Source organism: Arthrobacter sp. TMN-49, assembly GCF_054511095.1.
In genome coordinates, this window is record NZ_JBTNDH010000007.1 from 37,081 (window position 1) to 61,149 (window position 24,069).

The 24,069-nt window shown below is 62.7% G+C and carries 23 protein-coding genes and 1 tRNA gene; 14 read left to right on the forward strand and 10 right to left on the reverse strand.

Annotated elements, in window-relative coordinates; translation table 11 throughout:
- Positions 1-30 precede the first annotated feature (30 nt).
- From ACX80E_RS04820 to ACX80E_RS04830, 3 genes are all read right to left on the reverse strand, one after another.
- Complete coding sequence (locus ACX80E_RS04820) at positions 31-1,830, reverse strand: acyl-CoA dehydrogenase (protein WP_459300772.1); 1,800 nt, start codon at positions 1,828-1,830, stop codon at positions 31-33.
- A 69-nt stretch (positions 1,831-1,899) separates the two neighbouring features.
- The gene (locus ACX80E_RS04825) at positions 1,900-2,532 is read right to left on the reverse strand and encodes a hypothetical protein (RefSeq protein WP_459300773.1); all 633 of its coding nucleotides are present in this window, start codon (positions 2,530-2,532) and stop codon (positions 1,900-1,902) included.
- Positions 2,533-2,827: 295 nt separating this feature from the next.
- Positions 2,828-3,454 carry a hypothetical protein gene (locus ACX80E_RS04830; protein WP_459300774.1) on the reverse strand — a complete coding sequence of 209 codons (627 nt, stop codon included), beginning with the start codon at positions 3,452-3,454 and terminating at the stop codon, positions 2,828-2,830.
- A 533-nt stretch (positions 3,455-3,987) separates the two neighbouring features.
- Here ACX80E_RS04830 and ACX80E_RS04835 point away from each other — a divergent pair.
- A complete protein-coding gene (locus tag ACX80E_RS04835; protein WP_459300775.1) occupies positions 3,988-4,122 on the forward strand; it encodes a hypothetical protein in 135 nt (44 codons plus the stop codon).
- 232 nt (positions 4,123-4,354) lie between these two features.
- Here the strand turns inward: ACX80E_RS04835 and ACX80E_RS04840 are convergent, their stop codons facing one another.
- Positions 4,355-4,681, reverse strand: coding sequence for a hypothetical protein (locus ACX80E_RS04840; RefSeq protein ID WP_459300776.1), 327 nt, complete (start codon positions 4,679-4,681; stop codon positions 4,355-4,357).
- A gap of 238 nt (positions 4,682-4,919) precedes the next feature.
- Here ACX80E_RS04840 and ACX80E_RS04845 point away from each other — a divergent pair, with 238 nt between their 5' ends.
- The 6 genes from ACX80E_RS04845 to ACX80E_RS04870 all read left to right on the forward strand — a co-directional run bounded on the left by ACX80E_RS04845 (position 4,920) and on the right by ACX80E_RS04870 (position 9,829).
- Positions 4,920-5,900, forward strand: a complete 981-nt coding sequence (locus tag ACX80E_RS04845) for a hypothetical protein (RefSeq protein WP_459300777.1) — start codon at positions 4,920-4,922, stop codon at positions 5,898-5,900.
- Between the two features lie 46 nt (positions 5,901-5,946).
- Complete coding sequence (locus tag ACX80E_RS04850) at positions 5,947-7,764, forward strand: S8 family serine peptidase (RefSeq protein WP_459300778.1); 1,818 nt, start codon at positions 5,947-5,949, stop codon at positions 7,762-7,764.
- A gap of 3 nt (positions 7,765-7,767) precedes the next feature.
- Positions 7,768-8,142 (forward strand): hypothetical protein, encoded by a 375-nt coding sequence (locus tag ACX80E_RS04855; protein ID WP_459300779.1) that lies wholly within the window; start codon positions 7,768-7,770, stop codon positions 8,140-8,142.
- Positions 8,139-8,783 carry a hypothetical protein gene (locus ACX80E_RS04860; protein WP_459300780.1) on the forward strand — a complete coding sequence of 215 codons (645 nt, stop codon included), beginning with the start codon at positions 8,139-8,141 and terminating at the stop codon, positions 8,781-8,783. The genes ACX80E_RS04855 and ACX80E_RS04860 overlap by 4 nt, the downstream gene beginning before the upstream one ends.
- A gap of 231 nt (positions 8,784-9,014) precedes the next feature.
- Positions 9,015-9,087: transfer RNA gene (locus ACX80E_RS04865), tRNA-Lys, on the forward strand.
- A 259-nt stretch (positions 9,088-9,346) separates the two neighbouring features.
- Positions 9,347-9,829 (forward strand): GNAT family N-acetyltransferase, encoded by a 483-nt coding sequence (locus ACX80E_RS04870; RefSeq protein WP_459300781.1) that lies wholly within the window; start codon positions 9,347-9,349, stop codon positions 9,827-9,829.
- Here the strand turns inward: ACX80E_RS04870 and crcB are convergent.
- Genes crcB through ACX80E_RS04890 form a run of 4 tightly spaced genes read right to left on the reverse strand, consistent with a single transcriptional unit; the run spans position 9,826 to position 11,869 of the window.
- Positions 9,826-10,203: a fluoride efflux transporter CrcB gene (gene crcB / locus ACX80E_RS04875; RefSeq protein ID WP_459300782.1), complete on the reverse strand. Its 378-nt coding sequence runs from the start codon at positions 10,201-10,203 to the stop codon at positions 9,826-9,828. The two genes, ACX80E_RS04870 and crcB, sit on opposite strands and share 4 nt — an antisense overlap.
- Positions 10,200-10,646, reverse strand: coding sequence for a fluoride efflux transporter FluC (locus ACX80E_RS04880; protein ID WP_459300783.1), 447 nt, complete (start codon positions 10,644-10,646; stop codon positions 10,200-10,202). Before ACX80E_RS04880 ends, crcB begins: the two co-directional genes overlap by 4 nt.
- Positions 10,643-11,128 (reverse strand): universal stress protein, encoded by a 486-nt coding sequence (locus ACX80E_RS04885; RefSeq protein ID WP_459300784.1) that lies wholly within the window; start codon positions 11,126-11,128, stop codon positions 10,643-10,645. Before ACX80E_RS04885 ends, ACX80E_RS04880 begins: the two co-directional genes overlap by 4 nt.
- Positions 11,129-11,869: a hypothetical protein gene (locus ACX80E_RS04890; RefSeq protein WP_459300785.1), complete on the reverse strand. Its 741-nt coding sequence runs from the start codon at positions 11,867-11,869 to the stop codon at positions 11,129-11,131.
- Between the two features lie 209 nt (positions 11,870-12,078).
- On the opposite strand from ACX80E_RS04890, the gene gcvH reads away from it, so the two are divergent.
- The 5 genes from gcvH (at position 12,079) to ACX80E_RS04915 (ending at position 15,226) form a co-directional block, all read left to right on the forward strand.
- Positions 12,079-12,465: a glycine cleavage system protein GcvH gene (gcvH, locus tag ACX80E_RS04895; protein ID WP_459300786.1), complete on the forward strand. Its 387-nt coding sequence runs from the start codon at positions 12,079-12,081 to the stop codon at positions 12,463-12,465.
- A gap of 150 nt (positions 12,466-12,615) precedes the next feature.
- Positions 12,616-13,092 carry an FHA domain-containing protein gene (locus tag ACX80E_RS04900; protein WP_459300787.1) on the forward strand — a complete coding sequence of 159 codons (477 nt, stop codon included), beginning with the start codon at positions 12,616-12,618 and terminating at the stop codon, positions 13,090-13,092.
- Between the two features lie 49 nt (positions 13,093-13,141).
- On the forward strand, positions 13,142-13,867 hold the full coding sequence (gene ftsR, locus ACX80E_RS04905) for a transcriptional regulator FtsR (RefSeq protein WP_459300834.1): 726 nt from the start codon (positions 13,142-13,144) through the stop codon (positions 13,865-13,867).
- Positions 13,864-14,370, forward strand: coding sequence for a bifunctional nuclease family protein (locus ACX80E_RS04910; RefSeq protein ID WP_459300788.1), 507 nt, complete (start codon positions 13,864-13,866; stop codon positions 14,368-14,370). Before ftsR ends, ACX80E_RS04910 begins: the two co-directional genes overlap by 4 nt.
- Positions 14,371-14,632: 262 nt before the next feature.
- Positions 14,633-15,226: a MerR family transcriptional regulator gene (locus ACX80E_RS04915; RefSeq protein WP_459300789.1), complete on the forward strand. Its 594-nt coding sequence runs from the start codon at positions 14,633-14,635 to the stop codon at positions 15,224-15,226.
- A gap of 74 nt (positions 15,227-15,300) precedes the next feature.
- Here ACX80E_RS04915 and ACX80E_RS04920 read toward each other — a convergent pair whose 3' ends face one another.
- Positions 15,301-16,239, reverse strand: coding sequence for a hypothetical protein (locus tag ACX80E_RS04920; protein ID WP_459300790.1), 939 nt, complete (start codon positions 16,237-16,239; stop codon positions 15,301-15,303).
- A gap of 149 nt (positions 16,240-16,388) precedes the next feature.
- Positions 16,389-17,225 carry a ParA family protein gene (locus tag ACX80E_RS04925; protein WP_459300791.1) on the reverse strand — a complete coding sequence of 279 codons (837 nt, stop codon included), beginning with the start codon at positions 17,223-17,225 and terminating at the stop codon, positions 16,389-16,391.
- Positions 17,226-17,378: 153 nt separating this feature from the next.
- Here ACX80E_RS04925 and gcvP point away from each other — a divergent pair, with 153 nt between their 5' ends.
- Entirely contained in the window at positions 17,379-20,225 is a 2,847-nt protein-coding gene (gene gcvP / locus ACX80E_RS04930; protein ID WP_459300835.1) for an aminomethyl-transferring glycine dehydrogenase, read from the forward strand.
- A gap of 377 nt (positions 20,226-20,602) precedes the next feature.
- The gene (locus ACX80E_RS04935) at positions 20,603-23,998 is read left to right on the forward strand and encodes a pyruvate carboxylase (protein ID WP_459300792.1); all 3,396 of its coding nucleotides are present in this window, start codon (positions 20,603-20,605) and stop codon (positions 23,996-23,998) included.
- Positions 23,999-24,069: the final 71 nt, after the last annotated feature.

Here is a 24,069-nt window from a genome sequence, read left to right on the forward strand (position 1 = left end):
TCGCACAGGACCAGCCGCCAGGGCGTCGCCCTAGCGTCGCACGCGACGGGCGGACGCGCCCGACAGCTGGTGTGCGTCGAGGGCGAAAAGGTCACCGGGACCCGCCGTGACGGCTCCCAACAGGCTGGCGGACTGGGGCAGCAACTGCTCTGCGTAGAACCGCGCCAACACCAGCTGGCTGTGCGCCAATTCGGTGTCGTCCGTCGCGGCGGCTGCAACGGCCGCCCGGGCCAGCATCCACCCGCCGGTGCACAGCCCCCACATCCGCAGGAACGGCGTCGAACCGGAAAGTGCTGCGTTGGGGTCGGCCGCACCGGTGCGCAGCATCCAGCGGGTGGCTTCTGCCAGGGCGTCGAACTGCTTGCTGAGCTCTTGCCCGATGCTGGTGAAATCCTCGCCAGCCTGGGCAAGGTCGGCCTCGATGTCACGCATGGAGGCGAGGAAGTCCAGAATCGAAGCACCGCCGCGGATGCCGAGTTTGCGCCCCACAAGGTCCGCGGCCTGGATGCCGTTGGTGCCCTCATAGATGGCAGCGATCCGCACATCGCGCACATGCTGGGCGGCCCCGGTTTCCTCGATGAAGCCCATGCCGCCTTGGATTTGCAGGGCAAGTGAGGTTAGTTCGTTCCCGAGGTCTGTGCCGAATGACTTGCAAATGGGGGTCAGTATTCCCACGATCTCGGCAGCCCGGGCACGAACGGCCGGGTCAGGATCATGGGTGCTCCGATCGACGTAGCTGGCATCGAGCAGCATCAGGTACCTCAGCGAGGCCAAGTAGGCGCGCTGAGTCAGCAACATGCGCCGCACATCGGGGAACTCGATGATGGCTGAGCTGGACCCTGTTGCGCCGATCGCCACCCCCTGCTTGCGTTCCTGCGCATACGTGAGCGATTGCTGATAAGCCCGTTCGGCGACGGCCAGACCCTGCACGCCAACCCCCAATCGGGCACTGTTCATCATCACAAACATGATGCGCATGCCCAGGTTCTCTTCACCGATGAGGTAGCCGGTGGCTTCCTCGTAGGACAAGACGCAGGTGGGGGAGGCGTGGATACCCATCTTGTGTTCGAGCGACACTGTCTGCACGGAGTTGCGCTCACCCAGCGAACCGTCGTCGTTGATTAGGAACTTGGGCACAATGAAGCAGGAGATGCCGCGGGTTCCGGCAGGGGCGCCGGGTGTGCGGGCCAGCACCAGGTGGACAATCTGTTCGGCCATGTCGTGGTCACCGTAGGTGATGAATATTTTTTGCCCGGTAATGGCGTAGCTGCCGTCCGGCCGGGGCACGGCGCGCGTGGTGAGCGCCCCGACGTCGGACCCGGCCTGGGGCTCGGTGAGGTTCATGGTCCCGGTCCATTCGCCGCTGATCATCTTGGGCAAGTAGAGCTGCTTGAGATCGTCGTCCCCGTAGTGCAGCAGGGCTTCAATGGCGCCCTGGGTCAGCAGCGGGCAGAGCGAGAAGGCCATGTTTGCGCTGGTCATGAGCTCCTGGATCACCAGGCCCACAGTCCGCGGGAATCCACCGCCGCCGAATTCCTCCGGCAACGGCACCGAACCCCAGCCGGCCTCCACATACTGCTTGTAAACGTCTTTGAATCCGTGAGGGGTCACCACCGAGCCGTCGGGCAGCAAACGTGAACCCTCGACGTCGCCAATCTGGTTGGTGGGGGCCACCACCTCGGCCATGAACTCCCCGCATTGCTCCAGAAGCTCCATGACAGTATCCAGATCCGCATGCTCGAAGCCGGGCAGATTGGCGATGTCCGGGTATCCCACAACGTGTTCGAGGGCGAAGGCGAGATCGGCAAGGGGAGGCTGGTATTGGCTCATGGACGACAGCGTACCAAGGTCGGCCACATCTGCAGAGCCTTTTGTTACTAACCAGTAACGTGTCGGCCCTCACAGGGCGCCGTTGGCTCGGAGCAGTGGCATGAGCCATTTTTCTCGGGTTCGTTTCGGGAAGTCAGCACGCCGACTGCTAAGGCGGTCCAGGGACTGACGGAAGAGTTCGGAAACAACCACATCAGCTTTCCCGTGGGCTTCGGAGCGTATCGCCACTTGCAGGGTCGGCGTGCCGAGGCTGGTACTCATCCACATACTCGCGACCAGCTCTTCGTTGCCCGCGGCCACGCCCTTGTCCACGGCGGCGTGGACCGTGGCAATGATCAAGGCCCGCAGGAACAAGCTTTCGTCGCGTTCAAGAAGTCCCGCGTCAAGGGTGTTTGGGCTCTGTCGGCTGAGGTACGTTGAGACGGAGCGGAGGACCTCCGGGGTTTCCGACTGCCTCGTTGCGCTGCTGATGAAAGCGTCGGCGACCTCGGCTCCAATACCAGCGATCTCGGCGCCATCAACCTTGGTAAGAGTCTCGATCTGTTGACTGCATTCGCTCAGCGCTGTCCTGTTGATTGCCTTCCGGAGGACCACGGCCAGGTAGCTTCCCAGACCGCCCTTGGCGAGTGAATCGTACCGCGGGGCGATGGCGTCGAGCAGTTCCTGAGGGCTCCTAACCTCCACGGCGCGTGTAAGCACCACCGCAAAAACAAACAGCCGTCGTGAGGCCCATCTCCGGCGGGTACTTCAGACATGACCGCGTGAACAAGGCTGACCTGCGATTCCGTCGGTTGCAGGAGGGCGCTTCCCCAGATGGCTGAGTTTCGCCCGCCGGGATTAATGTGGTGTGCCAGAATTCGATTCGACATCCATTGCAGCTCCTGCCTGTTGCTGAGCAGGACAATCCGTTCCTGCACCACAGCGTCCCGCAATGATTCGGAGGGTCCGTCCGTGGGAGCGAGCCACTCACGGAGCTCTTTTAGGATCGTTTCCTCGCTCAGCCAGGCCTCGCCTTGAATCTCATCCACGATGCGGCGAGCCTATAGAGTCTCGGCACCGGCAACGAGTTCGGCGCCAGTGCGTCGGAGAAATCCACCCCCGCCATGGGGTCGATGAGCTCATGAAAACTATTGACGGATGGAATTGGTGGCTGCGCACCAAGGACTTCTCGTTGGAGTTCGCCGGTCTTCATGCCGTGCCCGTGTTCCAGCGCAAAAGTCACAGTGAGTGCAACGATCACCTCGTCAAGTTGCTGCTTGAGGCCCGGTGTTGGTGCGATCTCGGCCACGGCAGTCCGCCAATACGCATCAACAAACGCGGCCTGGTCGAATGTCTCCAACTTCCGCTCGTCGCCGATGCACTCCAGGAAGGTCCGGGCGGCAAGGGGCTGACACAACAGCTTCCAAGAATTGTTGTTTTCGTTGTTGCGTCCGAGGCGAAATGCTTCAGCCGTATGGCGCGCTTGAGGCGGCAGGCCACGGACCAGCAGCAGATGGCCGGTGGTTTCCTCGATATTGACTCGATCAAGATCAAGCCAGCCACCCAGAAACGAGTTGTCCGAAGGAATCCGGTCCTGAACGCCGCATCCGCATTCGAGCCAAAACCGCGGCCAGTGCGGGTCCATGACAGCGTCGTAGTCGCCACGTCAACGGTGACAATCCAGCGCAGCGTGTCAAAGGCGGTGTCGGCAGCAATTCTCTCCTGCAATTGTCGAATGAATGTTGGGTCAAGCAATGCGGATTCGTCGGCGTCATCAAGGAGCACAACAGCCCATTGCTCGGATCGTGAGAGTACTTCGCTGAGCTCTTCCATGGAGGAAAACGGCCTGTGGAAGCAGTCCGCGGCTTCTGCCAGAAGGGCTGTGCTCAGATCTTGCCCGCCGACGGGTTGCGGGGCGAGCAGGAATGCTCCACCTTCATGGGCCAGTCCGGCGAGCTCATAGGCCAGGGCAGTCTTGCCCGACCCCCATCCACCCAGAATGGGAAAGCAACTATTGTATTGTGGCGAGCTGACCTAGCCCGTCAGCCATCGGATCGCCATTTGCGCCTCACCGCGTAGTAATTCGTCGTCAGTTCCGCTCTCGCCGGACACCCCCGAGAACACGTTGAAACTAGTCTTGCGTATGCGTGATCTGAGGCTTTCATGGGGTAGCGGATCATGGTGGCGCATTTCCATGAGGTCATAGCTGCCGCCGCGTTGCTGGCGTTGATACGCGACCAACGCCAGCAACGCGGTATCGACAAGGCTTCCCCACCGGCCATTGCTGAGGTGTCCGGCGTAACCGTTGATTGACGACGGCGAAAGGTGGGGTTGTCTACCTGCCGCGGAATTGTCAATGCGATCGAGAAGGTACCGCGTGTGACGCCGAGCCCGGCCAGCTGGGCGGCTGTTAGCGGTGAGAGGGGCGTTTCGTGGTGGCGATTCGCGAGAGAATCAACTTTTTGGGCGATTTGAAGGCTAAGGTCAAACCCCGTTCGTTGACGAAATTCCGGATCGTCGATGACTTCTTGCACGATAGTAGAAATCACTTCGTGGCGATGTTCTCCGCTGTAGCGAATCGAGTCAGCTGCTCGGCCGTGAGCGGGCCCCAGTCCTCCAGCAGCTCAAGAGTTATGATGCACGCGGTATCGAAGTCGTCTTCCGAGATGTGTTCTGCGGGCTGCCATCCGGCGAGCAGCGTGCTCGATGACACGATGGCCCGCCCTTCAAGCGACGTGGACAACACCCTTGAGGAGTATCGAGTCGCCACCTCGGCAGCTTTCATGAGGGCACCGGCCGGAGCGCCGGCAATAAACCCCACCAAAACCGGGACAAGAGAGATTCTTAGGCCTTGGTGCTCTGTTGTGCTCACGGAGTCTCCTTGCGTCCAAGTGTGGTGCAGCAGTTGAGCAAGTTTGATTGATAATGTCACGAAAATTGGTGAATGACGATGACCGCTGCGCAACGGATTAACCCGGATCCGCGCATGCTCGAAAGCGGTCCGCCGTCACGAAGCTGCTGGCGTGAAATTGATTCTTGACGGGTACGGAAGATGCCGAGGATGCTTGTCAGTACAGCAGTGGTGTCACCATCGCTGGAAGGTGACACCGTTGAATGGGTTTCTGGAGGACCTGATGGACGAGGCTGAGCGTCTGGTTTGTTATTCGCTCTCAGTGGTCGACGGCGACAACCCGGAATCGTTGGTGCGGCAACTCGAGCGCAGCGTGGCCAGTCTTCGCCGTCACAACCGGAGCATCGCCGTCGTCGTCTTCCTCTACGGAACGGCTACCCGGCAGATCGTTGAGATCTGTACCGAACACCGTGCCTGGCTCCAACTGCAGGGCGACTACGCGCACCGGCTCGCGGATTTGTGCCCCCGGGGCTGGCCTGTTCTGGCCCGGTACCCTACGCTGCACAAATTCCTGAACAACACCTGGCTCGCGCACATCCCCGGACAGCAGGTGCTGTACTGCGACTGCGACACCGTCTTCCGGGCCGACGTCAATCAGCTGTTCGAGGCCTACCAAGCACCGGACATCGTCGCCCGGGAGGAGGTCCACAGCTCGCGCAGCTACCACGGCCCCGATGCGTCATTCCTTGACGAGCCAGCGCTGCACCGCCTCAGTAGCGCCCTGGGCGTGGCCGGGGTGCCGCCATTCAACACCGGCGTCGTCCTGATGAACCACCGCATCTGGGCGGAACTGTCCCTGGTGGAGGGCTGGTTCGTTGAATGTGCCTGGCAGTTGCTGCTGTGGCTGTCGCTGCACCAAGGAGCCAGGCGGGACACCGGCTTTGGCACGCTCGACGGCGTCGAGGAAGCCCACCGGCTGGCCAGCGCCAGCCAACTGGCTCGGGCACTTCCTTTCCCGTCGGACAACCAATGGATTCTTGAGGAGGTTGCCACCTGGCTGGCGTTGGGGGCGCTGCCCGCGCTGCGCACGGCAGATTTCAGCCCGGCCGACGTTGCCCAAAATGGGGAGTTCACCGCCACCGACCCAGATACGGCCGGGTGGACGGTGTGCCACTACTATTCGGGCAACCAGGAACGCGTCACAGCCTGGCTGGAAGGCAGCCTCGCCAAGAGCCACTGACATCGATCATCGAATAACACGTGAGAACGATTCAAAGGGGAAAGTCATGGTTAGTAAGTCAACAGGCAAAAAAGCCCGTAGCGCTGGCGACGCGCACGGCGTGGGAAAGGGCAACGGACGGGCGGCCGCACCGCCGAAGGACACCGGCTTCCCCGACCGCATCTTCGCCATGGCGTCGCCGCAGTCCGTGGGCGGCGTCTCGATGTTCACTCCTGGATTGGTGCCGACTGTGGACACGCTCGGGCTGCACGTCTCATCTGATGAAGCCGTCCAGCGAGCCGTGGCAGCGCTCAGCGATGCGGGTTTCGAAGTCCTCCAAGCCACCAATCTGATGGTCAATTTCAGTGGCTCGCGCAAATTGTTTGACTCAGCGTTCGGGGCCCACCTTTACACCCAGGAGCGGCCCGTCCACAAGGCTGGCGGAGTCGAAGGCCTGGCTACCTTCATCGACAACGCCGACACTGACATCTCCGGTCTGATCGATCCGACGGGCACAGCCTTCGAAGGCGTGGTGGACGGCATCGCCATCGAGGAACCGTACTACCTTCACACCGCGGACTCGCTGCCGCCAACTGTCAACTATTTTCACCTGAATGTTCCGGACGATGTTTCGTTGGGGCTGAACGCCGAACACCCGCATCGCGCCGGGATTACCGGCAAGGGCGTCACGGTGGCGATGGTCGACACCGGATTTCAAACGCATCCGTTCTTCACCGAGCATGGCTACCTGGTGCAACCAACAACGCTGGGCCCGGGCACGGCTGACCCGACGGTGGACGAGAACGGGCACGGGACCGGCGAGTCGGCCAACATTTTCGCCACGGCGCCCGACGTCACCTTGCTCCCCGTCAAGACAGCGACAGCTACGGGCGCGCTCGTCAACGTCACCGCGGCCTTCAACGCTGCCGTGGCTCTGGGCCCTGACATCATTACCAACAGTTGGGGATCGGACCAGCAGAACGGCCCGTTAAGCGCAGCCAACCAGGCGCTGGCGGCGGCTGTCGCTGCCGCCGTCTCCGGCGGAATCACCGTGGTGTTTTCTGCCGGCAACGGCGGCTGGGGCTTCCCGGGGCAGCACCCGGACGTGATTTCCGTCGGCGGCGTCAACCGGGAACGCAACGGGGCACTGCGTGCCTCAAACTACACGAGCGGGTTCATGTCGAACATCTACCTCGGGCGGCGTGTACCCGACGTGTCGGGTCTTGTTGGCATGCTTCCTCGGGCGATGTACATCATGCTGCCCATCCCCGAAGGATGCGCCATCGACGTCGGAAACGGCGGTGGGACGCACCCCAACGGCGACCAGACGGCCACCAACGACGGGTGGGGCGCGTTCAGCGGCACCTCGGCTGCGGCGCCACAGATCGCAGGTGTGTGTGCCCTCATCCGGCAAGCGTGCGGCAGGCTGAATCCGGCGGACATTCGGGACATTCTGATGACGACGGCAAGGGACGTGACAGCCGGAACCAACCATCCGAACTTCGGCAACGTGGCCGTTGTGGGACCCGATACTGCCACCGGAAATGGCCTCGTTGACGCGCACCGGGCCGTGCTCATCGCCAAGTTGCGGTGCAGCATCATCAGGCCGGTCCGGCCGATCCGACCCGTCCAAGCCCCAGTGATCCCCTTCAGACCCCCGGTGGTCCCGCTGCTGCCCTTCAAGCCCCCGGTGGTCCCGTTCCGGCCACCGATCGTGCCGGTGGTCCCGTTCCGGCCACCGATTGTGCCCATCGGGCCGGTACCTCCGATCATCGGACACGACGACGATGGCTGGACCGCAGCGGACGGGATGCCCTTGACAGGGCAGGACATCGCGGAGATCGAGCGCTTCATCATCGAATCACCCGAGCCTCCGGAGCTCTGAACCATGGCAAAAAACGGGGAGCTGGTCGCGCTGGTGGTTCTGCAATCACCAGCCGGCCCGCCCCGAGACACCGAACTGACAGCCGCGACACTGGCTCGTCACCTGCCCGAGCCCGCTGCCATTGCAACCGTCCAAACAGTGCTGGCCACGGCCGGGTTCACTGTCCATCAGCCCGTGGGTATTTCCTTTTCCATAGAAGCTGGGGCCAGCGTTTTTCAACGGTACTTCGGTGTCACCCCTGTCCAGTCCGCCGATGGGGTGTGGTCGGCAGGCGATGGTGCCGAACTTCCGTTGGATGGACTGCCGGCCCATGCACGGGCACTGGTGCGCGCAGTGGTGTTCGAGCCGCCCGCTGAATTGATGGGCGGCGATGGGTGAACACGCAAGGGGTGGAGCCGGCCGCGGAACGTCTGGCCCTCGGTCCGCTAGCCCGGGGCGGGGGAGTCACCATTGTCGACGGCCTTCCCGGGGTGGGACGAACCGCCGAGCTGCTCGCCGAGGCCATGGGACTGTATCCCGGTGCGGACGATCAGCGAGTGCTCGACGGCGACGGGGCGAGAGGGCGTGGGGGAGCACCTCCGCGTCAGCTCTTCACCTCCGGCGGGGGTCCCGTGCAGGATGCCTTGTACGCCGCCTTGTGGCTGTCCGACTATTTGTCCACGCTGTGCGGTGCCCCGGTTTCGCCCACCGGCGGCCGGGGCAGCTACAGCTACTATGTGCGCCCCGGTGACTACCTGGGCCTGCACTTGGACATCGACGCCTGCGACGTAACGCTGATTACTGTGCTGCGCGATGATTCGCCGCCGGGTGATCCTGCCGGGGCCCTGCTGGTCCATCCCGGGTACCGGGGCGCGGACCTCAACATTGTGCGGGGGGACCCGCAGGGAGGTGTGGGCATGGTGAAGGCCGAACCGGGCCAAAGCATCGTGCTTTTGGGCGGGCTGGTGCCGCATGAAACTGTTCCGGTGGGGGAGAATGGCCCGCGCATCATCTCAGCCTTGTGTTTCCGATCCGGCTGACGGTGGCCTGCTTCAGGCCCCTCAAGGCGACGGGATTTGCTGGCCAACGTGATGTTGCGCTCACTTGCCCATGTCGATGCGAATCATCCCGGTATTGACAGGTATTGTTCTACGTAGCCAAGGCGCTCTTCTCAGAGTTAGCGGCGGTTAGGCCCGTACAGTATCTCGCCGATGCTGTGCGGGTCGCCTTAATAAGTTCTCCCACGGGAGTTCATATCGAGGGTGGTATCTGCACCTCTAGCTCAATTGGCAGAGCAATTGACTCTTAATCAATGGGTTTCGGGTTCAAGTCCCGAGGGGTGCACGACGATAACCGCTCCAACACCAGCAACCACTGGCGTTGGAGCGGTTTTTTGTTGCCCGGCGCAGGCACTTGGAAGAAGGGTTGGCGGCCAAAATGTGTGAATGGCCCGGGCGTGCTTCGGTGCGGTGACGCCACCCCAATAACGGTTTGATCTCATCGAACTCATCCAGTGCCGCCTGACTGTAGGGTGAGAATTGCTCAGCGGCGGACGCCGAACAAGTCGCCCTCAAGACCAACCCAGGGGATGATCGCGGGAACCATGAAAACTGCACCCGTTGTGACCCTGCGCGAGAGTCGTGGCCACGAAGATCTTGAAGAACTCGCCAATGTGTGGCGTGATTCCGTGGAGGCAACCCATCACTTCCTGCCCCTGGACGTGATTGATCGGCTGGAGCCGGTGGTCCGTGATGAGTATCTGCCACATCTCAGTGTGCAAGTGGCTGAAATCAACGGCTGCATTGTGGGGTTCATCGGCATGCAGGCACGGCAAATTGCCATGCTTTTCGTGGCCGACGAGGTACGCTCCATGGGAATTGGCAGCATGCTCATCGAGTGGGCCAAGGAGCGATTTTCCACCCTAACGTTGGATGTCAATGAACAGAATCCGCGGGCAGCGGTATTCTACATCCGGCGCGGTTTTAAGCCTCAGGGGCGGTCGGAAACAGACGCCCAGGGCTTGCCGTTCCCGCTCTTGCACATGAGGTGGTCCGTCGACGATCAGAAAGAACGCCCGCAGCCCTAAATCAGGGTCCCCAGCCAGTACCCCAGTGCGGCGGCACCCACGCTGAATACAAGGGTTCCCATGGCGTTGGCCAACGAGGCAAGATAACGCCTGTCTTGTAATAGCCGGAGCGTTTCATAACTGGCGGCGCTGAAAGTCGTGTAGCCGCCCAAAAATCCAGCACCCAGGATCAACGACCACACCGGCGCGACCAGGACCCCTGCCGCCAGCGCGGCCAGCAGCCCCAGAGCCAGAGAACCGGAAACGTTGATGATGAACGTTGCCCAAGGGAAAGCTGTTCGCAGCTTGTGCCCAATGAATCCATCCACCGCAAAGCGGGCCGCGGCGCCCACCCCGCCGGCAACAGCAATGGCCAGAAAAACCAGTGGCGTCATGGCCGCCCGCCGCCAGAACTCAACGGGCGTCCGTCAGCTGGTGAGCTGGCAAGGGTGCCCACTGCCGTCCCGGCCCAGGTGGCCAGGGCCCCGAACAAAACTGTGCCAAGAGCATAGGCGACGGCCCACAACAGCGCTCCGGAGCCGGCCAACACCACAACACCCAACGCCAACGTGCTGTACGTGGTGAAGCCGCCGCAAAAGCCTGTGCCGAGCAGCAACCGCAGCCGTCGGCCACGCGGTGCCCCGGCGGGCGTGGTAGCCATGACGGCATACAGCAGACCCAACAAGAACGCACCCACAATGTTCGCCAGCACAATTGCCCACGGCACGTGACCGGCGTCGGGCATCCCCAAGATCAGAGCCTCGCGTGCCCCAGCTCCGAACGTGCCCCCGAGCGCCACCCAGCCCAAGGATTGCGGGCGCAGGAACGGAACGCTCACGTGTGCTCCGGTGACCCGTGGTGGGTGGGTATCACCAGGACTGGTCGGTGTTGTTGGCGGGCGAGCTTGGCGGCGACCGAATGGCTGAAAACGTGCCGCAGCGGGGTGTGGGTGTCGCCGTGCGTGCCCACCACGATCAGGCTGGCGGCCAGGGTGCTGGCACAGCGGGCCAACGACTGCGCCGGGTCGCCCGCCAACAGCAGGGTCCGCCAGGACAGCTGCATCCCGGACAGCTGTGCCGCCAGGGCCGCCGCAAGCTGCGCGGGGAAGAGCTCATCGGCGTCGTCAGCAAAATCCGGGTCAACCGGGACTGAGACCACGCTGCCGTCCGCGGCCTCGCTGGCCGTATATCTGGCCGGGTTGGAGTAGGCGCACACGAGCTGATATCCCAACGCGGCGGCCAACTGGGCAGCCTCCGCCACCACTGCTGGCGACTGACCCGGGTACACCCCGGCCAGCACGCACTGGACCGACTGAATCATTTAGGCCTGCGGGGTTTCCGGGGGAGTGCTGGCTGCGGCGCCACTGTCCGAGCTGGCCGTGCCGGAGTGGTGGCGTCGGTTGGCGCGGGCGGCGGTTTTCGCGGCTTTTTCAGCCGCCCGCTCTTCCTCTTTGGCTGTGCGTGCTTGGGCCTGCTCGTTGTCGAGCACCAATTTCTGGTCAGCTTTAATCTGACGGATTTTCTTGCCGCGGCTCAACCAGATCCGGCCCAGGATGATCACAACGATGCCGCTGAGGACACCAATCACCATGAAGAGCTGACTCCAGGTGCCGAACCAGTTGGCGTCGTTGGACCAGATGGCCCGGGCATCGGCGGCCGTTCCCGTGGTGCCGTAGAGCACCGCCAGGGTGAGCAAATTCGGCACTGTGAGCAGTAGTCCCAGCGCCACCAGGCAGACTCTGACCAACATGTTCATCTTCTTGTGGTGCGCCTGCCACATGACCAGAACAGGGATGAAGGTGAACGTGAAACCGTAAAACATGCCCAGCGGAATGGTGTTGCCCAGTTGGCCGCCCACCTGGTCCTTGATGGAGTTTGCCCACAACAAGGGAACGGTGACTGAGGCGATGAGATAGGCAACCACCAACACGGCGGCTGCGACCAGGCCAAGAATGGTCAGGGACAACCACCGGGGCATCCGTGACTTGGCTGTCTTCTCGCCGAGGACGTTCCGGGGAGCCTGTGGGGCGCCGGCGGGAATCGGTGCTGCGGAATCCGTCATATCTAAATCATCGCAGAGTTGTTGCCACCTGCGGATGAAATACGAGCCATAATTGCTAGAAAGTACCTTCGACTTGTCAATAGTGCTGACACACTAAAGACTGGTTACGGTTTATGGAAAGAAAGTCTAGCTCCCGGACCGTGATCTCCTCGTTTTTTGATACTTCGCATTCTTCGCCCGGCAGCGATGAACCCTGAAAGGTGCGCACCATGAGCAACATTCCCGCAGACTTGTCCTACACAGCAGAGCACGAATGGGTGTCGGCACCCTCAGCGGACGGTGTTGTGCGCGTTGGCATCACCGATTTCGCCCAGGACGCGCTCGGCGACGTCGTCTACGTCCAGGTGCCCGACAGCGGCACCGACGTCAGCGCCGACACAGTGGTGGGTGAGGTCGAGTCCACCAAGAGCGTCAGTGACATCTATGCGCCGTTGAGCGGTGTTGTCAGCGCCCGCAACGAAGCCCTGGATACAGATCCGGCGCTCATCAACTCCGATCCCTACGGCACTGGCTGGTTGCTCGAGATTACCCTTTCCGACGCCGCCAGCTATGGCACTTTGCTCAGCGCGGCGCAGTACCAAGAAAAGGTAGGCTAGGAGGATAAGGATCGTTTGTCCGGCGCAACATGCACCGTAAATGGTGCAGGGGGACGCTGTTCAGGCCATTCCCAGCGGCGGCTCATACGTTAGTAGTATCTGGGGACTCAACTGAATCCTCACCATCATTTTCTGCAAGGAGGAGTACCAATGGTTGACAGGAGTAAAGACGCCGGGGTGACGAGTCAGGCGGACTCCCAGGACCAGCCTGGTGCCACGGACACCACCTCAATTGCGCTCCCCACTGTGCAGACGGCGCCGTCATCGGTTCCGGTGCTGGCAGCTGATGAGCAAAATGCTGTGAACTCGCTTCCCGCCGGTTCTGCGCTGCTCATTGCGCATGTGGGACCCAACGCAGGGGCCCGATTCCTGCTGGACAGTGCTGTCACCACGGCAGGCCGTCATCCCGACGCTGACATCTTTTTGGATGATGTGACGGTTTCGCGCCGGCACGTGAATTTCATGAAGTGCGACGGCGGATTTGAAGTTCGCGACGCGGGCAGCCTCAACGGCACCTACGTCAACGGCGACAGGGTTGACGCTGTCCGCCTGCGCACCGGCAATGAAGTCCAGATCGGCAAGTTCCGCTTGACGTACTACTTCAGCGCCAGCGAAACCGACTCCTAGGGGCGACGTGGGTAGTTTGAGCGCAGGTGCTGGACGCCGGTTGGTGGATGTGCAATCCACCAACCGGCGGTCTGGTGCTGCGGCCGTTTTCAATATTGGCGATGTTCTGGCGCTGCTGTGCACTGACTTTCCGTCGGTGACGGCATCGAAAATTCGTTTTTACGAGGAAAAGGGTTTGATCACCCCGCAGCGCACCCCCGCCGGGTACAGGCAGTTCCGTGAATCCGACGTCGAACGCCTGCGTTTTGTGTTGGGTCTCCAACGCGACCACTACCTGCCGTTGAAGGTTATCCGCGACTACCTCGATGACTTGGATGCGGGCCTGACACCACAAAACCTTCCGCCCGGTGTCTCGGTGACGCCGCGCATGGTTTCCGAGGACCTGGCGCGTGAGCTCAAGAGCAGATCGCGCCGGTTTAGTCCCGAGGAACTGCTCAAGGAGTCCGGTGCCAGCGAGCAGCTGTTCGAGACCATGCTCAGCTACGGGCTGCTGGAATCTCACCAGGGCACCTTTGATGACCACGCACTTAAAGTGGCCCAGGCGTGCACAGCATTGGCCGCCCACGGCTTGGAGCCTCGGCATTTGCGCCCGTTTCAGGCAGCAGCGGATAGGGAGTTTGGTTTGGTGGAGCGCGCTGTTGCGCCCTTATCCTCACGCAAGGACAGCACGTCTGCGCTTAGGGCGGCCGAAACTGCGCGCGAAATCGCCGAGCTGTGCTTGAGCCTGCACAGTGCCCTGGTGCATGCCCGCATCGCAGACATGGAGACGCCATGATTGAGGTCACCATTGTGGGGGTGCGGATCGAAATGCCCTCAAATCAGCCCCTAGTACTGCTGCGCGAACTGCTGGGTGAACGGCACATCCCGATCTGGATTGGTGCCGCCGAAGCCACGGCCATCGCGATGGCCGAACAGGGCGTGGTGCCGCCGCGGCCCCTGACCCATGACCTGTTGTGCGGTGTTGTCCTGGCCTTGGGCCACAGCATTGTCCGGGTCAATCTGACCAAGGTTGAGGACGGCGTCTTCTACGCCGAGCTGGTCTTTGACGACGGTACAACCGTCAGCTCACGGGCTTCTGACGCCATCGCCATCGCTCAACGGTCCCAATGCGCCATCTGGGCCGTGGAGAGCCTGATCGATGAAGCCGGTGTCGTCATTGGGGATCATGATGAGGACGGGACGGCATCGGTGGAGGTGGACGATGAAGCCAAGGAACGTGAGCTTCTTCAGTTTCGCGAATTCCTCAACGATGTTGAGCCCGAGGATTTCGGCCAATAATACCCGTGTTCTAGGGGGAACACTCGGCACCTCTAACCTTAAAGCTGAGGCTGAAACTTTCGACACGGAAAAATTGTTGTGCAAACGTCTTTGACCTTGCTCCCACAGCGTTCTAACGTCAAAGTATAGAGTTCCCCATTGCAAGCCGCGGCTGGTGCGGGCACACTGGAAGTTAGAGTCCTTAAGTCTCATTCCGGGTGCTTTGTGTTGTGCCGACGGCGGGCAACCCATCCATTCGGGGACTGTAAACAGGAGGATCAACGTGAGTCCCACGAGTGACGCCGGCGAGCTGACGGCAGCCGTTGTCCCCAGCCCTGCCACAAGGGCGGGTGCGCAGGGCTTGCTGTTCACCGAAGATCTGCCAGTTCTTGACGAGCATGCAGGCTACCGCGGCCCCACAGCATGCAAGGCTGCCGGGATCACCTACCGGCAGCTTGACTACTGGGCCCGTACCGGACTCGTTGAACCTGCCGTGCGTGGCGCCGCCGGTTCTGGGTCACAGCGCCTCTACGGTTTCCGCGACATCCTGGTACTCAAGGTAGTGAAGCGCCTGCTGGACACCGGCGTCTCCCTGCAACAGATTCGTACGGCGGTTGAACACCTGCGTGAGCGCGGCGTCGAAGACCTGGCCCAAATCACGTTGATGAGCGACGGCGCATCGGTGTATGAGTGCACCTCCGCCGATGAGGTCATTGACCTTGTCCAAGGCGGCCAGGGCGTGTTTGGCATTGCCGTGGGCCGTGTGTGGCGTGAGGTTGAAGGCAGTCTCGCAGCCCTCCCCAGCGAGCATGCGCCCGTGCAGGGCTACGCCGACGACGAGCTCAGCAAGCGCCGAGCCAGCCGCAAAATCTCCTAGCTTCTTTTCCAACTGACCCGCAGAAAACGCCGTAAAATCGCGGAAATCCGCGATTTTACGGCGTTTTCTGCGGGTCAGATTGGTTTGGGACGCCAGCCGCGGCTGTAGAGCGCATCACGGACTCTGCGGACTGCTGCCTTGGCATCGTCACGCATGTGCTCCTTGCCGATGCGCACCTCAATCCACCCGGCTTCGTGGAAGTCCTCTTGGCGCCGAATGTCGCGGCCGACTTGCCCGGACTCGCTGTGGGTGCCGCCGTCGTACTCCACGGCCACGCAATACTCGGGGAACTGGGCGTCAGGGGTGCGTGACTTTCCATGTGCCAGGGCCACCGGCTCATTGATCAGTGGCTCCGGCAGCCCCGCAGCCGCCAAGGCGATACGCAGTCTGGATTCCGGCGCCGAATCTGAGCCGACACGGGCCAACGCCAACGCCTGGCGGGCCTTCTGAATTCCGGGCGTGCCCTTGTGGCGTTCCACCATCTGCCGGAGTTCGGCCACAGTGGCGTAGGGTTCGCTGCGATCCTCGAATTCGGCACGGGGGATGCGGAGCAGATGGTCCGCGACAACCACCAGTTCCTCAATGGACATGCGCCGTGAGCAATCCAGCCAGGTGCGCACCCGGGAGGTGATCCACAGGCCCTCAATGCAGAGCACCTCGTCGTCGCGGAAGGTGGTGGTGTGACCATGGACGCCGGCGCGCCGAGGCTCGTCGTGAGGGGCTTGGCGGGAAATATGAATCTGGCTGTCATCACTGCCGGGCAGGAAACCGGGGAGCTCCCAGATGATGAACGCTGTGGCGTGTGATGCTGCTGAGTATCCTGTGACCTGCGTGTAGGGTGCGGTGAGCAGCGCTAGGGGCGAGTCCTGGACGGTGATGGACTTGATGCCCCGACTGAGTCTGATGACGGCGGCGTGTTTGAGCCTGCCCGGGCCAACACCATGAGCCTTGGCCAGTTGGACACTGAACGGCCCGGCGAGCAACTCTGGCGGAAAGCCTTCTGGATGGAACATGGTTCAAGCATCGCAATATTTCCCGGCCGCCGTTTAAGTTATCCACAGTTTCCGGCCCCGCCCCCAACTGAACCGCAGAAAACGCCGAAAATATGCGTTTTAGACGCGATTTTCGGCGTTTTCTGCGGGTCAGTTGGGGAGGATGGGAGTTAGCCGCGGTAGAGACGGCTTCTGGTGGCGCTTTGGTTCAGCACCGAGTCCAGCAGGCGGTCGAACAGTGCCGAGGCGTTCCTCGCCGAGTCGCCGGGCCACTGGTGGACCGGGTGGGCGGCGCCCTGAATCTGTTGCCAATTTGCCTGTTCAGGAATGGTGGGCGAGAGCAGCAGCTCACCAAACATTGTCTTCATCTCGCCCAAACGGTAGGCGTGTTCGTTGGAGCCTGTCCGGACCCGGTTGGCGACAATGCCTGCCGGAACCAGGGCCGGAGCAAATTCCGTGCGGAACAATTCAATGGCGCGCAAGGTGCGCTGCGTGCCTGCCACGGAGAATAGGCCCGGCTCGGCCACCAGGAGCACGCGACTGCTCGCTGTCCAGGCCATGCGGGTGAGGCCGTTGAGCGACGGTGGGCAGTCGATGAGCACCAGTTGGTACGGCGCCGTGCCATCACGGTCAGCGTTCGCCAGGACAGTGGCGAGGCGCCGGAGGTCGCGTTTGCCCAAATCGGGGCGGTCGTAGACGCCGCTGTACGCCGAGCCCATGGCGACGTCAAGCGTTGGTGTGGCCACGCCGTCGTGCTTATGCGCGGCAAGCCAACCACTGGGCACCACATTTGCGCCCAGATCTGCCTTGCGGGAGGTCTTGATGAGCTGGCCGATGTCCAATTGCCCGCGCGCCGCAACGCCCAGACCTGTGGTGGCGTCGGCATGCGGATCCAGGTCAATCACCAGGGTGGGGATGCCGGCCGCTAATGCCGCCGACGCCAAACCGAGCGTGACAGAAGTCTTGCCGACCCCGCCCTTGAGGCTGCTGATACTCACTACTTGCACGGATGAACCATTACCCTTTGCGTTGCTTACTCAAACTTGTGCTGCTGCGAATAGCCCTGACACATACAATAGCTGTGGAACGTTCGCGACTTGGAGAACCCATTGACAAACACCCCAGATATTTTGCCCGGGCGCCAGAACACAAACCACCTTGTGTCGGCCGTCTTTAGCGATCGACACATTGGGGTTACTGCGCAGCCCCACATTCATCATATGTTGACAGCCCTTGAATTTGGTTCTTTAGAGGAGCTTTCGGCCGCCGCGCTGCCAAAATCTATTTACACCACGGAGCCGATGAAGCTCCAGCCAGCCGTCTCCGAGGAGGCCATGCTCGCGGAATTGCGGGCCCTGGCGGGTAAAAACACGCTCAACACCTCCTTCCTTGGCCAGGGTTACTACGGCACGCACACGCCCGGTGTCATTGCGCGCAACGTGCTCGAAAGTCCCGCCTGGTACACGGCCTACACGCCCTACCAGCCTGAAATCTCCCAGGGGCGCCTTGAAGCGCTGCTGAATTTCCAAACAGTCGTGTCGGATTTGAGCGGCATGCTCACGGCCAACGCCTCCATGCTGGATGAGGGAACTGCGGCCGCCGAGGCTGTGGCCCTGATGCGCCGCAGCAACCGCACCGCCCCGGACGACGCCGTTTTGCTGGTTGACGCTGATATGTTCCCGCAAACGCTGGCCGTGGTGACCACGCGCGCCAAGGCCATGGGCCTGCCCCTGCTGGTTCACGATTTCGACGCCGAACTCCCTGCGGTTGAGTTCTTTGGCGTGCTCCTGCAATACCCGGGCGATTCGGGCCGGGTCCGCGAGATTGCACCCATCATTGCCGCCGCCAAGGCGCGCAAGGCCGTGGTGGCTGTTGCCGCCGATCTGCTGGCACTGACCTTGTTGGAATCCCCCGGAGCGCTCGGAGCCGATGTGGCTGTTGGTACCTCGCAGCGTTTCGGCGTCCCCATGGGCTTCGGCGGCCCGCACGCAGGCTACATGGCTGTGCGCAAGGGACTTGAGCGGTCCCTGCCCGGCCGTCTGGTGGGCGTGTCCAAGGATGCTGCCGGCAACCAGGCCTACCGTCTGGCCCTGCAGACCCGTGAGCAGCACATCCGCCGCGAAAAGGCCACCTCCAACATCTGTACAGCACAGGTTTTGTTGGCCGTCATGGCGGGCATGTACGCCGTTTACCACGGGCCGGCAGGGTTGCGAAAGATCGCCACCCGCGTCAACACCAGGGCGCAGGCCGTGGCCCAGCTGGCAACCGCATCCGGCCACACTGTTGTCCACGCCAACTTCTTTGACACGGTCAAGATCAAGATCGCCGCACCGAGCGGCCACGCGGCAGCTGAGCTGGTTGCCGCCGCCCACAGGGCCGGCTACCTGCTCCGCCAGCTTGACCACGACCACGTGCAGATCGCCGTGGATGAGACCACCACCGAGGCCGACATTGCGGCGTTGGCGGGCCTTTTCGGCACCACGGTGCCGGACCAGACTGCCGATGCGCCCGGCGTCGTCCTGCCAACACCCGCCCGGGCCACGGAGTACCTGGGCAACCAGGTGTTCCATGCGCACAACTCCGAGACGCAGATGCTGCGTTACCTGCGCAAGCTTTCCGACGCCGACTACGCGCTGGACCGGGGCATGATCCCGCTGGGCTCGTGCACCATGAAGCTCAACGCCACGGCCGAGATGGCGGCCGTCAGCTGGCCCGAGTTTTCCAATCTGCACCCGTTTGCCCCCGCCTCCGACACCGTCGGCATCGTAGAAATGGCCACGCAGCTGGAATCCTGGCTGGCCGAGATCACCGGTTATGACGCCGTCTCCGTGCAGCCCAACGCCGGCTCGCAGGGCGAGTTCGCCGGCCTCATGGCCATCCGCGCCTACCACGTGGAAAACGGCAACCCGGACCGTGACATTGTGCTGATCCCCACCTCGGCCCACGGCACCAACGCAGCGTCGGCCGTCATGGCCGGGTTGAAGGTTGTGCCCGTGGCCACCGACGGTTTCGGCAACATTGACATCGATGACCTCAAACGCCAGATCAGCATCCACGAGAACGATCTGGCGGCCATCATGGTCACCTACCCGTCAACCCATGGCGTGTTTGAGACGGAGATCAGCACCATCTGCGCCATGATTCACGACGCCGGAGGCCAGGTTTACGTTGACGGCGCTAACCTTAACGCTCTGGTTGGCCTCGCCCAGCCGGGCAAGTTTGGTGCCGACGTTTCCCACCTGAACCTGCACAAGACGTTCTGCATCCCGCACGGCGGTGGAGGTCCCGGCGTGGGGCCCGTTGCCGTGGGCGCACACCTGGCCAAGCACCTGCCGGCCCGTGAGTTGGGTGTTGACTCCTCGGTGGGTCTGGTATCCAGCGCACCGTACGGTTCGGCGTCGATCCTGCCCATCTCCTGGGCCTACATTCGCATGATGGGTCCGGACGGCTTGCGCCTGGCCACCCAGACGGCGATCCTGTCCGCGAACTATATTGCCCGCCGCCTGGGCGACCACTACCCGGTGCTGTACACGGGCGCCCACGATTTGGTGGCGCACGAGTGCATCCTGGACCTGCGCGGCATCACAGCAGATTCCGGTGTCACAGTTGACGATGTGGCCAAGCGACTGATCGACTACGGCTTCCACGCCCCGACCATGTCCTTCCCGGTGGCTGGCACGCTGATGGTGGAGCCCACCGAGTCCGAGGACTTGGGTGAGATTGACCGTTTCATCAACGCCATGATTTCCATCCGCAAGGAAATCGCCGCCGTCCAGGACGGGCTGTGGCCTGCTGCGGACAATCCGCTGGTCAACGCCCCGCATACTGCCCAAAGCATCACCCAGGAGTGGGAGCACCCCTACAGCCGCGAAGACGCCGTCTTCCCGGCGGGTGTGGATCCGCGGGCCAAGTATTGGCCCGTCGTGCGACGCGTTGACCAGGCGTTCGGTGACAGGAACCTGGTGTGTTCGTGCCCCTCGCTCGAGGAACTGGCGGAAGTCTTCTAGTCCCTGCCTCCTCCCAACTTTTGGGTCGCAAGCGACCCAAAAGTCGGGTCCCTCGGAGGCAGGGGCCCAACAGATCCGGCTAGGCCTCGGAGGCAGGGGCCCAACAGATCCGGTTAGGCCATAGGGGCGGGGGCACAACGTCCTGTGGCAGAATCGTTTGTTACGCTGCCAGCAGTGAACTGCGCCACACGATTTGGTGCGCAGCAGCTGGCGGGGTGACACTGGCACCACTTTGTGTCGCAACACAGCATGAGTTTTTTTCAAGGCGGTACGGTTTCGGAGCTCACAAGGCGCCGAACACCGTGCTCTCGAATGTGATCCGCGTACTTCAGTTCTTGACGTATGTGCCACCACACCATCGTTCACACAGGAGTGAGATGTTCTCGAAGATTCTGGTAGCCAATCGCGGCGAAATTGCCATCCGTGCCTTCCGGGCAAGCTACGAGCTTGGCGCCAAGACTGTTGCCGTCTTCCCCTACGAAGACAGGACGTCCATCCACCGCCAAAAGGCTGATGAGGCCTACCTGATCGGTGAAGAGGGCCACCCTGTCAGGGCCTACCTGGACGTGGCAGAGGTGATTCGCGTGGCCAGGGAAGCCGGTGCGGACGCCATCTACCCCGGCTACGGCTTCCTGTCGGAAAACCCGGAACTTGCCGCAGCGGCCAAAGAGGCCGGCATCACCTTCGTTGGCCCTCCGGCTGAAGTCCTGGAGCTGACGGGCAACAAGGTCCATGCCCTGAACGCGGCCCGCAAGGCTGGCATTCCGGTGCTCAAGTCCAGCGCCCCCAGTGACAATCTGGAAGAACTGCTGGCCTCGGCCCAGGAGATCGGCTTCCCCATCTTCGCCAAGGCTGTGGCAGGCGGTGGCGGGCGCGGCATGCGCCGGGTGGACAAGCCCGAAGACCTTGAGGAAGCTTTGAAGGCGGCCATGCGTGAGGCAGACTCCGCATTTGGCGATGCCACCATGTTCTTAGAACAAGCCGTGTTGCGTCCACGCCACATTGAGGTCCAGATCCTTGCCGACGGTGAAGGCAACGTCGTGCACCTCTTTGAGCGTGACTGTTCCCTGCAGCGCCGCCACCAAAAAGTCATTGAAATTGCGCCGGCACCGAACCTGGATGAAAACATCCGCAAGGCCCTGCACAGCGACGCCGTCAAGTTCGCCAAGGCCATGGGCTATGTCAACGCCGGCACGGTGGAGTTCCTGGTTGACACGGTGGGCGAGCGGGCCGGTCAGCACGTGTTCATTGAGATGAACCCGCGCATCCAGGTGGAGCACACAGTCACCGAGGAGATCACCGATGTGGACCTGGTCCAGGCCCAGTTGCGGATCGCTGCCGGGGAAACCCTGGCCGATCTTGGCCTGACGCAGGAGAACATCCATGTCAAGGGTGCCGCCCTGCAGTGCCGCATCACCACCGAGGACCCCGCCAACGGCTTCCGCCCCGACGTCGGCACCATCACCACCTACCGTTCTGCCGGTGGCGCCGGGATCAGGCTCGACGGCGGCACCATCTACGCAGGGGCCGAGATCAGCCCGCACTTTGACTCGATGCTGGTCAAGCTCACCTGCCGTGGCCGCGACTACCCGGCCGCCGTGGCCCGTGCCCGCCGGGCACTTGCCGAATTCCGTATCCGCGGCGTCTCCACCAACATCTCCTTCCTGCAGGCTGTGCTCGAGGACCCCGCGTTCAACGCCGGCGACGTGGCAACGTCCTTCATTGATGAGCGCCCCGAGCTGCTGAGCTCGCACGTGTCCTCGGACCGCGGCACCAAGCTGCTGACGTGGCTGGCGGACGTCACGGTCAACAAGCCGCACGGCGAGCTGGCGGTGCTGGAAGACCCGGCCCGCAAGCTGCCCGAGGTCGATGTGGCGTTGGCGCCCGCAGGTTCACGCCAACAGCTGGCTGAGCTGGGCCCGGAGGGGTTCGCCGCAGCCCTGCGCGCACAAACGGCTGTGGCCGTCACCGACACCACCTTCCGTGACGCGCACCAGTCCCTGCTGGCCACCCGGGTGCGCACCCGGGACTTGTTGGCGGCAGGACCGGCAGTGTCGGTGCTGACGCCCCAGCTGCTCTCCGTTGAGGCGTGGGGCGGCGCCACCTACGATGTTTCCCTGCGTTTCCTGGGTGAGGACCCGTGGCAGCGCCTGGCGAAACTGCGTCAGGCCCTGCCCAATGTATGTCTGCAAATGCTGCTGCGTGGCCGCAACACGGTCGGCTACACACCGTACCCGGCCGAGGTAACGGACGCCTTCGTGGCCGAAGCAGCCGCCAGCGGCATCGACATCTTCCGCATCTTCGACGCCCTCAACGACGGTGACCAGATGGAACCTGCCATCAAGGCAGTGCGTGCCACGGGGACAGCGGTTGCCGAAGTTGCCCTGTGCTACACGGGTGACCTGCTGGACCCGGCAGAGTCAATCTACACCCTTGACTACTACCTGGATTTGGCACAGCGCATCGTCGATGCCGGCGCGCACATCCTGGCCATCAAGGACATGGCAGGGGTGCTGCGCCCGGCCGCCGCCGCCAAGCTGGTCACGGCCCTGCGCGAACGCTTTGACTTGCCCGTCCACCTGCACACCCATGACACGGCGGGCGGCCAATTGGCGACGCTGATGGCAGCCATCGATGCAGGGGTCGACGCCGTTGACGTCGCCTCGGCGGCGCTGGCTGGCACCACCAGCCAGCCCTCAGCCTCGGCCCTCGTGGCAGCCCTCGCCCACACCGAACGCGACACAGGCATTGACCTGGCCGCGATCAGCTCGCTGGAACCCTACTGGGAGGCCGTGCGGCGCCTGTACGCACCGTTTGAATCGGGCCTGGCGGCACCCACGGGCCGTGTGTACCTGCACGAAATCCCCGGCGGCCAGCTCTCCAACCTGCGCCAGCAGGCCATCGCCCTGGGCCTGGGGGAGCGGTTCGAGGAAATCGAAGACATGTACACGGCAGCTGACAGGATCCTGGGGCACCTGGTCAAGGTCACGCCGTCGTCAAAGGTGGTGGGCGATTTGGCCCTGCACCTGGTGGGCATCAAGGCCGACCCGGCCGACTTCGAGGCGAACCCGCAAAACTACGACATCCCCGACTCCGTGATTGGATTCCTGGGCGGGGAACTCGGCACGCCTCCCGGCGGCTGGCCCGAACCGTTCCGCACCAAGGCTCTGCAGGGGCGCACAGTTGTTGAGCGCATGGGCACGCTCAGCGCGCAGGACAGCGCCGAGCTTGCCGGGGACAGCTCCACCCGCCGTGCAGCCTTGAACCGGCTGCTCTTTGCCGGCCCCACCAAGGAATTTGAGAGTGTCCGCAAGACGTACGGTGACGTCTCCGTGCTGGATACCCGAGACTACCTCTACGGCCTGCGCCGCGGCGTGGAACACGTCATGGCCTTGGGCAAGGGTGTGCGCCTGATTGCTGCGCTGGAGACCATCTCCGAGGCCGACGAAAAGGGCATGCGCACCGTCACGTGTAAGCTCAACGGTCAAAGCCGTCCGGTCTCTGTGCGCGATCGCAGCATTGAAAGCACCGTCAAGGCTGCCGAGAAGGCCGACGATTCGGTCGCCGGTCAGGTTGCTGCGCCGTTCGCCGGGGCTGTGAGCCTGAAGGTTGACGTGGGCGACGTGGTTGCCGCCGGCGCCACCATTGCCACCATCGAGGCCATGAAGATGGAAGCTTCCATCACGACGCCGGTGGGCGGCACCGTGTCCCGTCTGGCCGTCAACGGGATCGCCCAGGTCCAAGGCGGAGACTTGCTGGCAGTCATTTCATAAAACGGAACTGACCCGCAGAAAACGCCGAGAATTCGCGGTTTTACCGCGATTCTCGGCGTTTTCTGCGGGTC

Coding starts and splice junctions, on each gene's coding strand:
- ACX80E_RS04820 (WP_459300772.1), bottom strand. CDS start 1,830: ATGAGCCAATACCAGCCTCCCCTTGCCGATCTCGCCTTCGCCCTCGAA.
- ACX80E_RS04830 (WP_459300774.1), bottom strand. CDS start 3,454: ATGGACCCGCACTGGCCGCGGTTTTGGCTCGAATGCGGATGCGGCGTT.
- ACX80E_RS04835 (WP_459300775.1), top strand. CDS start 3,988: ATGGTGGCGCATTTCCATGAGGTCATAGCTGCCGCCGCGTTGCTGGCG.
- ACX80E_RS04850 (WP_459300778.1), top strand. CDS start 5,947: ATGGTTAGTAAGTCAACAGGCAAAAAAGCCCGTAGCGCTGGCGACGCG.
- ACX80E_RS04855 (WP_459300779.1), top strand. CDS start 7,768: ATGGCAAAAAACGGGGAGCTGGTCGCGCTGGTGGTTCTGCAATCACCA.
- ACX80E_RS04870 (WP_459300781.1), top strand. CDS start 9,347: ATGAAAACTGCACCCGTTGTGACCCTGCGCGAGAGTCGTGGCCACGAA.
- crcB (WP_459300782.1), bottom strand. CDS start 10,203: ATGACGCCACTGGTTTTTCTGGCCATTGCTGTTGCCGGCGGGGTGGGC.
- ACX80E_RS04885 (WP_459300784.1), bottom strand. CDS start 11,128: ATGATTCAGTCGGTCCAGTGCGTGCTGGCCGGGGTGTACCCGGGTCAG.
- ACX80E_RS04890 (WP_459300785.1), bottom strand. CDS start 11,869: ATGACGGATTCCGCAGCACCGATTCCCGCCGGCGCCCCACAGGCTCCC.
- gcvH (WP_459300786.1), top strand. CDS start 12,079: ATGAGCAACATTCCCGCAGACTTGTCCTACACAGCAGAGCACGAATGG.
- ACX80E_RS04900 (WP_459300787.1), top strand. CDS start 12,616: ATGGTTGACAGGAGTAAAGACGCCGGGGTGACGAGTCAGGCGGACTCC.
- ACX80E_RS04910 (WP_459300788.1), top strand. CDS start 13,864: ATGATTGAGGTCACCATTGTGGGGGTGCGGATCGAAATGCCCTCAAAT.
- ACX80E_RS04920 (WP_459300790.1), bottom strand. CDS start 16,239: ATGTTCCATCCAGAAGGCTTTCCGCCAGAGTTGCTCGCCGGGCCGTTC.
- ACX80E_RS04935 (WP_459300792.1), top strand. CDS start 20,603: ATGTTCTCGAAGATTCTGGTAGCCAATCGCGGCGAAATTGCCATCCGT.